Here is a 13,813-nt window from a genome sequence, read left to right as displayed (position 1 = left end):
ATACTGAATATGCTGAAACGATGGACGATAAATTACTAGAGCGTGCTGGAAAATTGCAAACGCAGCTTGACCAAGGTGATTTTTACCAAATGGATACGTTGATCCAAGAGATGGCAAGTGGTCTAGGTTTACAAGTTTTAGGACTAGATTCTGTCTTAAAAGATCTAAGTGGAGGTCAACGTTCGAAAGTAATCTTAGCTAAACTACTACTAGAAAAACCAGATATGTTAGTATTGGATGAACCGACCAACCATTTAGACGATACACATGTAGAGTGGTTGAAAAACTTTTTACAAAACTTTGATGGTACGTTTTTAGTCATCTCACATGATCGGACCTTTTTAGATGAGATCACGACTCATATTGCCGATATCGAATTTGGTCAGTTGACGAAGTATACTGGAAATTTAACCAAAGCCTTAAAACAAAAAGAAGCCAATCGTGAATCTTATTTGCGACAATATGAATCACAAAAGAAACAAATCGAAAAGACAGAAGCGTATATTCGTAAGTATAAAGCTGGATCGCGTTCAACGATGGCGAAAAGTCGTGAGAAGCAATTAGCGAAAGTGGAACGATTAACACCGCCTTCTGATGCGCCAAAACCTAACTTCCAGTTTCCATATCAGCCTATTGTCAGTACGTTAGCCTTGACGACTGATCAATTAGTTATTGGTTATGAACGTCCGCTACTTGATCCAATCCAATTAACGATTCGCTATGGTGAATTGATTGCGATCAGAGGTTTTAATGGAATCGGGAAATCGACTTTGTTAAAAACATTGATTGGACAATTAGAGGCTTTAGGTGGAGATTTTCAATTTCCGGCTAATACTAAAGTCAACTATTTTTCACAAGATCTTGTTTGGGAAGCGCCTTTAGAAACGCCGATCCAATATTTAGGTCGTATGTTTGAAAAAGCGACAGTCAAAGAGATCCGTCGCCACCTATCCCAAGCAGGACTTGTGAGTCAACTTGCGCAAGAACCGTTGAATCAGTTAAGTGGTGGAGAACAGACTAAAGTCAAATTGGCACAAATGACGATGACTCCAGGAAACTTCTTGATTTTAGACGAACCAACTAACCATATTGACCAAGAAACAAAAGAAAGTTTGCGAGATAGTCTACGTAACTATCCGGGAACGGTGATTGTCGTATCCCATGAACAAGAATTTTATGAAGATTTCGTTGACCGCATTGTGGATATTGCAGGATAGTAAAAAGAAGTGAGTGAGTAAGTAATCATGATTGAACGTTTTGAAGAGTTACAGTTATCAGTAGTTGAGTTGCCGATCGAGTTTGAAGGAGAGGTTCCGCTATATCGTGCTTATCTACGCGAACTGCCTTTTTTAGCTGGTGAAGGAAACTCGAAACAAGTGATGTATCGTCGCCTAATGGAAAAATATCAAATTTATGTAGAAACACAGCATGAAGCCCAAAAAGAAGAACAAGAAGAAGAGATGACTTCAGCACTTCTTTCCGTTTCTGATTTGATGAAATACTACGATGGAGAAACTTTCGATGGTTTTTCGTATGATTTTGATCAAGATAAATAAGGTATTTGACAAATAAAAAAAGGTCTACTACACTGACACTGTAATCCAAGGTAACTAAAGGAGGAAAATACATGGCAGAAGTTGAAAGTTTTACATTAGATCACACAAAGGTAAAAGCACCGTATGTTCGTTTGATTGCAGAAGAAAACGGGCCTAAAGGTGATGTGATCGCAAACTATGATTTACGTTTCTTACAACCAAATGAAAAAGAAATGCCAACGGGCGCAATCCACACATTGGAGCATTTATTAGCTGATTTGATGCGTGATCGCTTAGATGGGATTATCGATATTTCTCCATTTGGCTGCCGTACTGGTTTCCACTTGATCACTTGGGGCGTACATAGTCCAGCAGAAGTGGCTAAAGCATTAACGGAAGTATTGACGATTATCGCCAACGAAACAGTTTGGGAAGATGTTCAAGGTGTTTCGATTGAAAGTTGCGGAAATTATCGCGATCATTCATTATTTGGAGCCAAAGAATATGCCAAATTAGTGATCGATGAAGGTATCAGTGAAGATGCTTTCGAGCGTCGTATTGTAAAATAAAAAAACGGATGAGAATACGTTCTCATCCGTTTTTTTTTATGCTAAAGCTGCTAAGGAAATCAATGAAATCCCAATGACTAATAACACTAAGCCAACTAATGTAACACATTTTTTCCAAGGGAAAGTCGAAGCTTTCTTTTTATTGCGTTTTTTTGGTAAAGCACTCAACGGATCAGTTTGTACTTCAGGTTGAGTGATAACATTTCTTGGTAAAATAAGTGCAATCAGTAAAAATAAAACGCCGTTTAATACTGCGCCAACACCATAAATCAAATTATAATTAATCGTAACTGTTGATAAAATATCTCGTCCAATATCTAAAATAGTGCCTACTTCTAATAGTTGAAATCCGATCGTATCTGCTGCTACAGGTTGAGTGCCTAAAGCATAGACTACGAAGAGCGCAACAACACTTAATGCAATTTGTCGAAATCGAGTCAAAATGATCGCTCCTTCAATGATTTAGTCAATGACTCAATCATTCTAGCATATTTGTTTCTTTTTCCACAAGTTCTGATCGATAACTGTAGTCTAATTGAAATATATTATGAGTTATTCTTAGGACTTTCTTCAGTATTATGAAAAAACGAGATCGATAAGAGAATCTAAGTAATTGCTAAGAAATAATGAATTTTAAAAAATGCTACGTGTGTTTTCTAAATTTTCATCGTATAATGAAATAAAATTAGGTGTAAGCGCCTAAAAAACGGAAATATTGAAAGAACCCGCATCAAGTGGGTGCTTTTTTTTGTGGCATTAGGAGGTTTGTAATGAAGAATCGAATGTTGATCGTTGCGTATGTCAATTTGTTCTTAGTCTTTTTGGGTGTTGGGTTAGTCATTCCAGTTTTACCGTTATTAAAAAATGAAATGAACTTTTCAGGAACCACGATGGGAATGATGGTCGCGATCTTTGCATTTGCTCAATTGATCATCTCACCAATTGCAGGACATTTATCTGACGTCTTTGGTCGAAAAAAAATGATCGTGCTTGGGATGTTGCTCTTTTCACTTTCTGAGCTGATCTTTGGTTGGGCACAATCAGTAGAATGGTTTTATCTATCACGTGTGATCGGTGGTGCATCAGCTGCTTGTATCATGCCTTCTGTGACGGCATTTGTAGCAGATTTGACCACATTAGAAGAGCGACCAAAAGCAATGGGCTACGTTTCTGCTGCGATTAGTGGAGGCTTTATTATTGGGCCTGGTATCGGTGGGTTATTAGCTGTTTTTGGGACGCGTGTTCCATTTTTTGCAGCTGCTTTGATGGCATTACTAGGCTTCTTTTGTTCATTGTTGTTTTTAAAAGATACGCCAAGTGTCGTTGCGGAAGAAAAAGCGACAAGAGAGCACAAACCGGGAATGGATGTCTTTTTGGAAGTCCTTTTACATCCTTTGTTCCGTGCCTTTTTTGTGGTAATTCTGATTTCATCGTTTGGCTTGCAAGCGTTTGAATCGATGTATAGTATTATGGCGACACAAAATTTCGCCTTTACAACTACTGAAATCTCATTGATGATCATGATCAGCGGAAGTCTGGCATTAGTCATTCAAATTTTCTTCTTCCATCGCATCGTACAATTGATGGGGGAGATTCGCTTGATGCAATTGACCTTTTTTACTAGTGGTATCTTTGTGTTAGTGATCGCCATGACGAGTCAACGTTGGCTAGTTGTGTTGTCTACATTTATTGTCTTTTTATCGTTTGATCTATTCCGCCCAGCAGTGACTACTTATCTATCACATCACGCTGGCAGCCGTCAAGGAGTGATCAATGGATTGAATTCTACATTTACAAGTGTTGGAAATATCTTAGGACCGGTCTTAGCAGGTATGTTGTTTGATATCAATCCATTCTCGCCATATTTCGTGGCAGGAATCATTTTGTTAGTTACGGGTGTTGTTTCTTTAAGCTTAAGTCGTAAATCAAGTATCATTATAGAATAAAAAAAGATGCTGTGACAAAAGTGGGCAGCTCCAAAAAATAAGCCGAATCATTACCAAAATCGGTGAAGCGAGTATCGGAATGATTCGGCTTATTTCGAAAGGAGTTACTTTTGGAACGCCGTTTATTTAGTTTTTAGGGAGGATGACAGGAATTTGTCATCCTCCCTTTTTTAGATATGCAGATGTTTTAAGAAATTAAAACCACTACTGATAAAACTGATCAATGCGATATACAGATAGACGACAAGATAAGGAGAGTCGCTACCGGCAATTGATAAGATGCCGGTTAAGATTGACCAAAAAATCAGTGCCGCAATACCTGTATTAAAACTGATAAAGCCAAATCTTGTCACGGCTCTTGGTGTTAGTTTGTTGAAAACTAGTAGCAATAGCCCGCTGGCAAATGCGATCACCCAAGCGTAAGATAAAAAGACCGAAGTCACGCCATGACCAAAATAATTATAAAGTAATTGGAACAAATACAATAAAGCGGCAATGCCAAAATAAGGTGTTGCTCGATGTTGTGACATAAAAGACCTCCTAGTTATTTGAAATAAACAATATCGCTTACTGCGCGTTCAGAACTTTGTCCGCTACCACCAACTGTTTGGTTAACGACTTTACCATTAAAGTAAAGTGTAGTGGAACCGCCACCGTCTAGGTTATAGCCGGTTTGGACACCGTTATCTTGCATGACTTGTGCTAGTTGATACAACGATAACCCTTGACTATCGTCCGTGCGACCTTCAGAAACGACGATCAAATAGTGATTCGTACCAATTTGTCCGATGGCTGTTCGAGGATTACTTGCAGCTGATTGGCCTACTTCGCTATTTTCATCGACTACGATTGATCCGCTTTCGACTAAGGCTGGACCAAAAGAAAGAACTTGTTGTGCATCGAGAGTATTTGCATCTGTAGTGGCTTCATTGACGATTGAAAAATCACCGTTTTTATCGATGACTAAGGCATCAGTATCTCCATTTGCACTATCACGATAAAGCGTACCATTTCTTACGACGAATCCTGTACTTCTAAATCCATAAAAATCACCATTGATTGCTAAGACAGCATCATTGGCTTTAGCAATCGTCGAAGTGGTTTCTTTGATATTTCGCCCATAACTATTATCGGCTAGAGCAGTCAGTAAATGACTAGGATCATCTGTTTGTACATCGACCAAATAAACAGTCGTGTCATCTATTCGTTGTTCTGTAAGTGAAATGGTCAAGCCATTTCCGCTATAACTGGTATCTGTTTGGACGACTTCTTCACTTTCTGTAGTCGATGTGTCCGTAGTTGTAGTAGTTGTTTGAGTCGTTTGGGTCGTCGTAGCAACGATTTGACGATCCGGTAAAACAAATGCTTTTAATAAAATAAAACTAGTGCTTGCGAGTAAAAAAATACTGTAAACAATGGCCCAACGAAAGGGACGTTTGAAAAATTTTTTCATAATTATTTTTCCTTTCTAAGAATGATGATTGAAGATAAAGTATTTTTGAATCTGGAAACTAAAGAAAAATAAACTTAGATCAACGACTAATTTGATGATCAATAGTGAAGAAAAAATTGTAGACAAAGCAGAAACGCTAACACCGCTGATCACTAATTGAGCAATAAAAAGTACAATATATTTCCAGCTTGATTTTTTGATCGGAGCGTCATCGGAAAAGACAAAATGTTTATTCAAGTAATAATTGCACATACCTGCTGTAATGCGAGCAACGAGTGTGGCTAGAAAAATCATTTCGCCAGCTTTACCTAAAACTAAGGAAAGTAACATAAAAAATCCAATATCGACAAATGAAGAAGTCAATGAAGAAAGTAAAAAGCGTAAGAATGGAAAATACACCAAAATCGAATCTTTGATCGGTCGAAAATGTGTTTGTTCATTATTATCTTCATAGATCGTTTCGATTGGAAATGTTTCTAATTGCCACTCTTGATCTTGTAAAGCGAGTAAGACGTTCATTTCATATTCAAAACGATTGCCTTTGATCGCAACTAGTGTCGGAATTTGTGAAAAGGCAAAAATTCTTAATCCCGTCTGCGTGTCTTCTAATTTTAATTTAGTCGCTAAACGAAACAGTTGACTGGTCAGACGATTTCCATAGTAGCTTTTTTTAGGTGTTTTTTCTTTTGTAAAGGAGCGAACACCTAAAATCACTTCGTCGTCCTCAATAAAGCGAGCTTTTTGTAAGGCTGTCGTGATATCTGCAATCGTATGTTGGCCGTCACTATCCGCTGTGACAAAGCCAGGAGCATCAGGAAAATGCTTTTCAATATACCGAATTCCATAACGTAATGCGAATCCTTTTCCTTGATTGATTGGATAGCTTAGAAAACTGACATGATCGTATTGGATAAACCGATCGAAATAAGGTTGATAGTCTGAGCCGCTGCCGTCATCAACGATTACGATCGGTGTGGTAATCATTTGTGCTAATTGATTCATAAACGTTACTGTTTTTTCAGATGGTTCATAGATTGGAATCAATAAAATTGGTTTCATTTCGTTCACCTCAATGTAGTTGTTGGCACTATGATAAAATATGTGACTTAAAAAAAGCTTAACGAGTCAATAGAAAAAAATCTCTAACTTAAGTTTGATTTAAGTTTGTTTTTTTAAGATAGAGCCAACGACAAAACAGAAAGGATGAAACAAAGATGGGGATTAAAAAAGTCTTTGAACGTAAAGAAACTAAATATATTTTAACGAATGAACAATTCGCTGCTTTTTTTGAAGACCTCCAACAGTATATGAAAGTCGACCAATATGGCTTGCATACGATTCAGTCACTTTATTTTGATACAACACAAGATGAATTCATTCGTCACTCTATCCAAAAACCAGAATATAAAGAAAAATTTCGAGTTCGTAGTTATGGAATCGCAAAAGAAGACGGGTTAGTCTTTTTAGAGATTAAAAAGAAAGTGAAGGGAATCGTCTATAAAAGAAGATTACCCATGACGTATACTGAATTTTTGAATTGGCAAGAAACGAACGAATTGCCAGAATCGATCTTACAATCTCAAATTGGGTTAGAGATCCAATGGTTATTTAAAAAACATAATGATCTGGTACCAAGAGTATGTATTGCATATGATCGCTATTCGATGTTTTATGAAGAAGACGATCAGTTTCGTGTGACGTTTGATCAAAATATTCGGTTTTCTGCGCAAGAGATGTGTTTGCATGAACCAAAAAATGAACAATTAGTCGCGCCAGAGATGGGTGTCTTGATGGAAGTCAAAGCAATGGGGGCATATCCATTGTGGTTCGTCGAGTTACTCAATCGTCATGGTGTTCGTAAGAGCAGCTTTTCAAAATATGCTCAAACCTATCAACGTCATTTATTTATAAAGGAGGATACAGCACATGTTATCTAGTCTCTTAACAGACACACAACCCGCTGTTTCAATTTCAGGAATTTTTATTTGTTTAGTGATTTCATTAGGATTAGGGATGCTAGTCGCACGCGTCCATATGGTGCGCAATGTGTATACGAAAAACTTCGTGATCACATTAGCAGTTTTACCTGTTTTAGTACAATCGGTTATCTTATTGGTGAACGGAAATCTCGGAACAGGAGTCGCAATCCTAGGAGCTTTTAGTTTGATTCGTTTTCGTTCAGTTGCCGGTGGTTCACGAGAAATCGCTAGTGTATTTTGGTCGATGGGAATCGGATTGGCTACAGGAATGGGCTATGCCGTCTATAGTATTGTATTTTCGATCATTGTTGCTGCCTTTTTAGTACTACTTTATACGACTAATTTTGGTTCTAAACCAATCGTGGCGGAACGCGAATTAAAAGTTACGATTCCAGAGGATCTAGATTATCCAGGATTATTTGATGATCTGTTTCAAAAGTATGCTTATCAAAATCGACTACAATCAGTGCGTACGACAACGATGGGAAGTTTATATGAATTACGTTACGTCGTATTGTTAAAAGAAGAAGAAAGCGAAAAAGCGTTAATCGATGAAGTCCGGATCCGTAATGGCAATTTACCGGTAGTACTAGGAAAAGTGACAAGTAACAAAGACGAATTATAATCAGATGTTGACTTGTAACAGGAGGCTACGATCATTCGTAGTCACAAGTCGCATATGTGACAGAAGTGGGTAGCTCAAAGAAACTACTTCTGAAATACCAGTGATTCATCTTTTTAGGATGTGGCAAACTTTTGTCACATATTTTTTTAGTTTGTTTGTTAAAAAAAGTAACATCGATATTTAGTTTTAACTAATAATCTATTGTTTCAATTATAAAAAAGCTTATTTTCATCTGAATTTCAATGGAAGCGCTCCAATTTAACTCGAATTATGAAAAAATAGCTAGTTTTTCCTCATTTTTAATGTTAGGATATCTTACATGAAAGAGAAAAGTTAGAGAGGGGAATGAAATATGGAAGCAGGAAATATTGCATTTATCATGATTTGTACCGCAATGGTGTTTTTAATGACACCCGCATTAGCCTTTTTTTACGGAGGATTGGAACGTCGCAAAAATATTTTGAATACAATGATGATGTCGATCGGCACGATGGGATTAGCGTCAATTATCTGGATCGCAGTAGGCTATAGTTTGTCGTTTAGTGGAGATGGTTCATTTGTTGGGAACTTGAATCATATTTTCTTCCAAGGCGTTTCGATGACAAAAGGCGATGGAATTCCTGAAGGATTGTTCGCTTTATTTCAAATGATGTTTTCTTTAATTACAGCAGCGATCTTAACGGGATCAGTTGTTGGAAGAATGCGATTTCCTGCTATTTTATTATTTTTAGCTTTTTGGTTAGTCATCGTATATGCACCGATGGCTCACATGGTTTGGGGCGGTGGCTTGATCGCAAGTTTAGGTGCCATTGATTTTGCTGGAGGAACAGTAGTCCATATCAGTTCAGGGATTTCTGGTTTGATTTTATGTATCGTGTTAGGACAACGTCGTGAATTTAAACAAGCAGAATATCGTCCACACAATATTCCATTTGTGGTATTGGGTATGGGATTATTATGGTTTGGCTGGTTTGGATTTAATGCAGGCTCAGCTTTAGCTGCTGATGGTCTAGCGATCCAAGCATTCTTGACAACGAATACTGCAGCGAGTGCGGGAATGTTATCTTGGATGTTGGTAGAGCGGATGTCTACAGGTAAACCAACAGTTGTTGGAGCATGTACGGGAGCAGTTGTGGGATTAGTTGCGATTACACCTGGAGCAGGATTTGTTTCTATTTGGGCATCGATCGTCATCGGTGCATTAGTTAGTCCATTTTGTTATTACAGTATTTCGATCATCAAACAAAAATTTGGTTTCGACGATTCATTAGATGCTTTTGGCTGTCACGGTATGGGTGGAATTTTTGGATCGATCGTTACGGGAATTTTTGCTGATCCAGCAGTAAACGGGAGTGCTGGATTATTATACGGTGGTTTCGATCTTTTCTGGGCACAAATCGAAGCGACAGTGATTACGATTGTATTTGCTGGTGTTGCAAGTTTGGTCATCATTTACATCGTCAAAGCAATTATGCCGATTCGTGTATCTGCTAAAAATGAAGCATTAGGTTTGGATCATAGTGAACACTCAGAAAATGCCTATCCAACATTTGTTGGGTTAGATTCTTAAAAAGGAGCCTAGGATCAATGAAAAAGATTGAAGCGATTATCCGTCAAGAAAAATTAGAAGACATAAAGGAAGCGATCCAACAAAAATTTGAAGAGCAGCCGACAGGAATGACAGTCAGCCAAGTGTTAGGTTTTGGCCATCAAAAAGGGATGAAGGACTACGTTCGTGGACAAGCAGTGATCCCAGCTTTTGTTTCCAAAGTGATGATCAGTTTTTTAGTAGAAGATCAACAAGTCGATCCGATTTGTCAATTGATTGTAGACATCTGTCAGACAGGTGCAGTCGGTGATGGGAAAATCTTTATTTATCCAGTAGAAGAAGCAATCCGTATTCGTACAGGGGAACGCGGAGCAGCTGCGATTTAAAACGAAGCTTTAATAAAATTAGACAGCTCTAAAAAATAAGCCGAATCATTATCGAAATAGGTAATCCTATTATCGGAATGGTTTGGCTTATTTTTGACGAAGTTACTTCTAGAGTATCAATTATTCGTTTTTTTACGTAATCTTCATCGAGAATTAATATTGGCATGCTACCCTAAAATTACCAAACGATTTAGGAGGTTAGGGATCATGACAAAGATTTTTGCTCATCGTGGTAGTAAAGGAACGCATCCGGAAAATACTTTAGCTGCATTCCAACATAGTGTTGAACTAGGTGTCGATGGTATCGAATTAGATGTTCACTTAACTAAAGATCAACAGCTAGTCGTCATCCATGATGAAAGATTAGAACGTACAACAAATGGGACAGGCTTTATCTATGAGTACACTTTGGCTGAATTGAAGCAGTTGGATGCTAGTAGTTGGTTTTCAATCTATGATGATGTTCAAAGAATTCCGACACTACAAGAAGTTATTACACTTTGCAATCGTTTGGGATTTACTGGAATAGTAAATATCGAAGTCAAAACAGATCAGATTCATTATCCATTGATCGAAGAACGACTTGTTGAGCTGTTACAACAAAAAAAGACCTTTATACCGATGTACTCGAGTTTCAATTTACTAACTTTAGAACGACTTTATGAATTAGATAAGACGACAAACAAAGCTTGGATTATGGAGGGCACTGCGAGTACCGTCGATTTTGCAAGTTATTTCCAAGCGATTGACAGTATCCATCCCAATTTTGAATGGGTAATCAAAGCACAAGAAGAGTTGTTTGAGTTTACGAAATTGATCCGACCTTGGACGGTCAATCAAGAATCTGAAATGTGGATGTGTTTTGAGAAGCAGTTTGAAGCTTTTCACACCGATTATCCAGAAAAAGCATTAGCAATAAAAGAACGTTATCAACAATCGCGACTGGTGACTCAATAATTATGGCGAGTTTGACATTTATTTCTCTTTATGTTTTAATACTTTTAACATTTAAAGCAAATAAAAACGTTGAAGAGAAAAGTACGAATCAAGTTACGGATCATAGAGAGCTTTGGAAATGGTGGAACAAAGTAGCGTAGCGATTGGGAAAATGGTCTCGGAGTTGTTTTTTCGATAAGTAGAAAAAAACGTATGCGCCCGTTATCGCGCTGATGCATGATCGTGCAAAAGAGCTGTCGTTAAGACAATAAAGGTGGTACCGCGGAGTAGAGACTTCGTCCTTATTATAAGGATGGAGTCTCTTTTTTTATTAAGCTTAAATGAAAAAAAGGGGGAACAGGCGTGAAAAAATGGGTAAACAGCGCAATTATAGTAGGAATCGGGTTAGTTTTAAGTGGATGTTACGGAGCAAAGGCACAAGAAACCGCAAAAGAAGAAACAGCACAAAAAATTGCAATCAGTTTACCAGCACCGTTATCTACGTTAGACACGACACAAATGACGGATAAAAATACATTTACGATCGCGCAAAATATTTTTGAAGGATTGTATCGTTTAGACGAAAGCGCAACACCAAAACCAGGATTAGCAAAAGATGTTACGATTTCTGAGGATGGAAAAACGTATACGTTTACATTGAGAGATGATCTTAAATGGAGCGATGGAACTAAACTGACTGCTGCTGATTTTCTATATGCTTGGACACGTCTAGTCGATCCAAAAACTCAAGGACCGAATGCTTATTTGCTTGATAGTGTAGTGAATAGTTATGATATTCGTACAGACAAAAAAGATATCTCGACGATCGGATTATCGGCACCTGATGACCAAACGTTTATCGTCCAATTAGCCCAAGCGCAACCATCGTTTTTATCTGTGGTATCGATTGCTTGGTTAGCGCCACAAAAACAAAGTTACATTGAAGAACAAGGAGAAAATTACGCCCAAACGAGCGAAAAATTACTATACTCAGGTCCATTTATCGTCAAAAATTGGTCACAAACAAGTGATACGTGGACATTAGTACCAAACAAGGAATACTATGATCATGATAAAGTTGAATTAGAAGAAGTCGACGGCAGTACGATCAAAGAAGAAACAACAGGAATCAACTTATATCAAGACAATCAACTCGATTTAGTGAGAATCAGTGGTCAAAACGTTCAACAGTACAATCAAGATCCAGGCTTTATTTCACATAATGATATCGCCAACTACTTCCTAGACTTTAATAAAAAAGAGGGAACTGCGCTAGCTAATGTTCATTTACGACAAGCGATCGCACATTCAATTAATAAAGAAGATCTAGCAGAACAAGTACTTAACGATGGCTCTAAGCCGCTAAATGGATTGATCCCAGAAGATCTCTATCAAAATCCAGAGACCAAACAAGATTTTCGCGAGTATAGTGGTGACTATTTGGTCTACGATCAAACACAAGCACAAAAAGAGTGGACGTTAGCACAACAAGAATTGGGATCCAATGTAACAGTTGATTTGTTAGTATCAGATGATGATAATGGTAAGAAGATTTCAGAATATATCCAAGCTCAAATCCAAGACACTTTACCCGGTGTGAAAATCGTGATTACACCACAGCCAAAAAATAATGTTAATCAAGCACGTCGCGACAAAAATTACGAGCTGTCGTTATCGGGATGGATCGCGGGAAGTAGTGATTTAGATTCGTATTTTAACTTATATCAAACGGATTCAGCGTATAACTATGGTGGATATGAAAATGACACCTATCGTACATTGGTCGAAGCCGCAAAAACGACAGATGCTAATGATCCAGATAAGCAATTTTCAGATTACAAACAGGCTGAAACACAATTATTAGAAAAAGATGCTGCGCAAGTGCCACTTTACCAAAGTGCTTCAAATTATTTGATCCGAGATACGATCAAAGGAATCCAGTATCCTTTATATGGTACTTATTTTGACTTAAAAACAGCGAAAATTACAGAAGGTGAAAAATAAGATGACTTATGATATATTAACGAATTTTTTAGACTATGTTCGATTGAATACACGATCAGATGCCACGTCGACTACTGTACCAACAACGATTGGACAAGTTGAATTTGCAAAGATTCTTGAAAAACAGTTGCATGAATTGGGATTGGATGAGATTCATTATGAAGAGCGCAATGGATTTTTAACAGCTGTACTAAAAGGTGATCCGACAAAGACAGCGATTGGGTTTATCGCACATTTAGACACAGCAGATTTTCCAGCTGAAAATATCGATCCACAAGTTCATGTTGAGTATAACGGACAAGATGTACTGTTAAATCAAGAAAAAGGAATCGTATTACGGACAGCTGAGTTTCCAAATTTGAAAGACTATCAAGGGCAGACGTTGATTACAACAGATGGGACGACCTTACTGGGTGCAGATGACAAAGCCGGGATCGTTGAGATTTTTAGTTTATTAGATCAAATCAAAGATTGGGATAAAAAGACTCGTGGAGATGTTTATGTTGCATTTGGTCCAGATGAAGAAATCGGTCGGGGAGCAGATTTATTTGATGTTACACGTTTTCCAGTTGCATTTGCGTATACGATCGACAGTGGTCGCTTAGGTCATTTTGAATACGAAACATTCAATGCAGCACAAGCAAAGATTCAAATCGAAGGAACTAGTGTCCATCCAGGAACTGCTTACAAACGCTTGGTTAATGCTTTAAAGATTGCTCAAAAGATCGACCAAGCACTTCCTCAAGATGAAGTCCCCGAAGAAACACGCGACCGTGAAGGGTTTTATTTATTGCATGATATTTCTGGAACGATTGCAAAAGCTGAGATGAC

General features: G+C 37.8%; 15 protein-coding genes and 1 other annotated feature. Of the genes, 11 read left to right on the top strand and 4 right to left on the bottom strand.

Annotation, left to right across the window (positions count from 1 at the left end):
- From QZ413_RS03710 to QZ413_RS03700, 3 genes are all read left to right on the top strand, one after another.
- Positions 1-1,217: ABC-F family ATP-binding cassette domain-containing protein (locus QZ413_RS03710; protein ID WP_297076539.1), on the top strand; the 1,217-nt coding region annotated here is incomplete at its 5' end.
- A 27-nt stretch (positions 1,218-1,244) separates the two neighbouring features.
- On the top strand, positions 1,245-1,556 hold the full coding sequence (locus QZ413_RS03705; RefSeq protein WP_297076537.1) for a hypothetical protein: 312 nt from the start codon (positions 1,245-1,247) through the stop codon (positions 1,554-1,556).
- A 71-nt stretch (positions 1,557-1,627) separates the two neighbouring features.
- Positions 1,628-2,104 (top strand): S-ribosylhomocysteine lyase, encoded by a 477-nt coding sequence (locus QZ413_RS03700; RefSeq protein ID WP_297076534.1) that lies wholly within the window; start codon positions 1,628-1,630, stop codon positions 2,102-2,104.
- A 36-nt stretch (positions 2,105-2,140) separates the two neighbouring features.
- Here the strand turns inward: QZ413_RS03700 and QZ413_RS03695 are convergent, their stop codons facing one another.
- Positions 2,141-2,545 (bottom strand): hypothetical protein, encoded by a 405-nt coding sequence (locus QZ413_RS03695; RefSeq protein WP_297076532.1) that lies wholly within the window; start codon positions 2,543-2,545, stop codon positions 2,141-2,143.
- 329 nt (positions 2,546-2,874) lie between these two features.
- Here QZ413_RS03695 and QZ413_RS03690 point away from each other — a divergent pair, with 329 nt between their 5' ends.
- Positions 2,875-4,050: an MFS transporter gene (locus QZ413_RS03690; protein ID WP_297076529.1), complete on the top strand. Its 1,176-nt coding sequence runs from the start codon at positions 2,875-2,877 to the stop codon at positions 4,048-4,050.
- A 170-nt stretch (positions 4,051-4,220) separates the two neighbouring features.
- On the opposite strand, the gene QZ413_RS03685 is transcribed toward QZ413_RS03690, so the two are convergent.
- From QZ413_RS03685 to QZ413_RS03675, 3 genes are read right to left on the bottom strand one after another with little or no spacing between them, the layout of a single operon-like run.
- A complete protein-coding gene (locus tag QZ413_RS03685; protein WP_297076526.1) occupies positions 4,221-4,580 on the bottom strand; it encodes a hypothetical protein in 360 nt (119 codons plus the stop codon).
- Positions 4,581-4,594: 14 nt separating this feature from the next.
- Positions 4,595-5,503 carry a phosphodiester glycosidase family protein gene (locus QZ413_RS03680; RefSeq protein WP_297076524.1) on the bottom strand — a complete coding sequence of 303 codons (909 nt, stop codon included), beginning with the start codon at positions 5,501-5,503 and terminating at the stop codon, positions 4,595-4,597.
- A 15-nt stretch (positions 5,504-5,518) separates the two neighbouring features.
- Positions 5,519-6,562: a GtrA family protein gene (locus QZ413_RS03675; protein WP_297076523.1), complete on the bottom strand. Its 1,044-nt coding sequence runs from the start codon at positions 6,560-6,562 to the stop codon at positions 5,519-5,521.
- A gap of 155 nt (positions 6,563-6,717) precedes the next feature.
- Between QZ413_RS03675 and QZ413_RS03670 the strand changes: the two genes are divergently transcribed.
- The 7 genes from QZ413_RS03670 to pepT form a co-directional block, all read left to right on the top strand.
- The gene (locus QZ413_RS03670) at positions 6,718-7,440 is read left to right on the top strand and encodes a polyphosphate polymerase domain-containing protein (protein ID WP_297076521.1); all 723 of its coding nucleotides are present in this window, start codon (positions 6,718-6,720) and stop codon (positions 7,438-7,440) included.
- On the top strand, positions 7,430-8,107 hold the full coding sequence (locus tag QZ413_RS03665; protein ID WP_297076518.1) for a DUF4956 domain-containing protein: 678 nt from the start codon (positions 7,430-7,432) through the stop codon (positions 8,105-8,107). The genes QZ413_RS03670 and QZ413_RS03665 overlap by 11 nt, the downstream gene beginning before the upstream one ends.
- Before the next feature lie 352 nt (positions 8,108-8,459).
- Entirely contained in the window at positions 8,460-9,677 is a 1,218-nt protein-coding gene (locus tag QZ413_RS03660) for an ammonium transporter (protein ID WP_297076516.1), read from the top strand.
- Positions 9,678-9,694: 17 nt separating this feature from the next.
- Positions 9,695-10,042 carry a P-II family nitrogen regulator gene (locus QZ413_RS03655; RefSeq protein WP_016186111.1) on the top strand — a complete coding sequence of 116 codons (348 nt, stop codon included), beginning with the start codon at positions 9,695-9,697 and terminating at the stop codon, positions 10,040-10,042.
- A gap of 207 nt (positions 10,043-10,249) precedes the next feature.
- Positions 10,250-10,999, top strand: a complete 750-nt coding sequence (locus QZ413_RS03650; protein WP_297076506.1) for a glycerophosphodiester phosphodiesterase — start codon at positions 10,250-10,252, stop codon at positions 10,997-10,999.
- A gap of 60 nt (positions 11,000-11,059) precedes the next feature.
- Positions 11,060-11,285: a binding site (T-box leader), on the top strand.
- Between the two features lie 56 nt (positions 11,286-11,341).
- Positions 11,342-12,982 (top strand): peptide ABC transporter substrate-binding protein, encoded by a 1,641-nt coding sequence (locus QZ413_RS03645; RefSeq protein ID WP_297076504.1) that lies wholly within the window; start codon positions 11,342-11,344, stop codon positions 12,980-12,982.
- Position 12,983: 1 nt separating this feature from the next.
- Positions 12,984-13,813, top strand: an 830-nt coding sequence (gene pepT, locus QZ413_RS03640; protein ID WP_297076501.1) for a peptidase T, incomplete at its 3' end; no start/stop codon positions are given.

It is taken from the genome of uncultured Enterococcus sp. (assembly GCF_913775425.1).
In the GTDB taxonomy this organism is placed as follows: Bacteria; Bacillota; Bacilli; order Lactobacillales; family Enterococcaceae; genus Enterococcus_G.
This window is presented reverse-complemented; position numbering and strand designations above follow the sequence as displayed.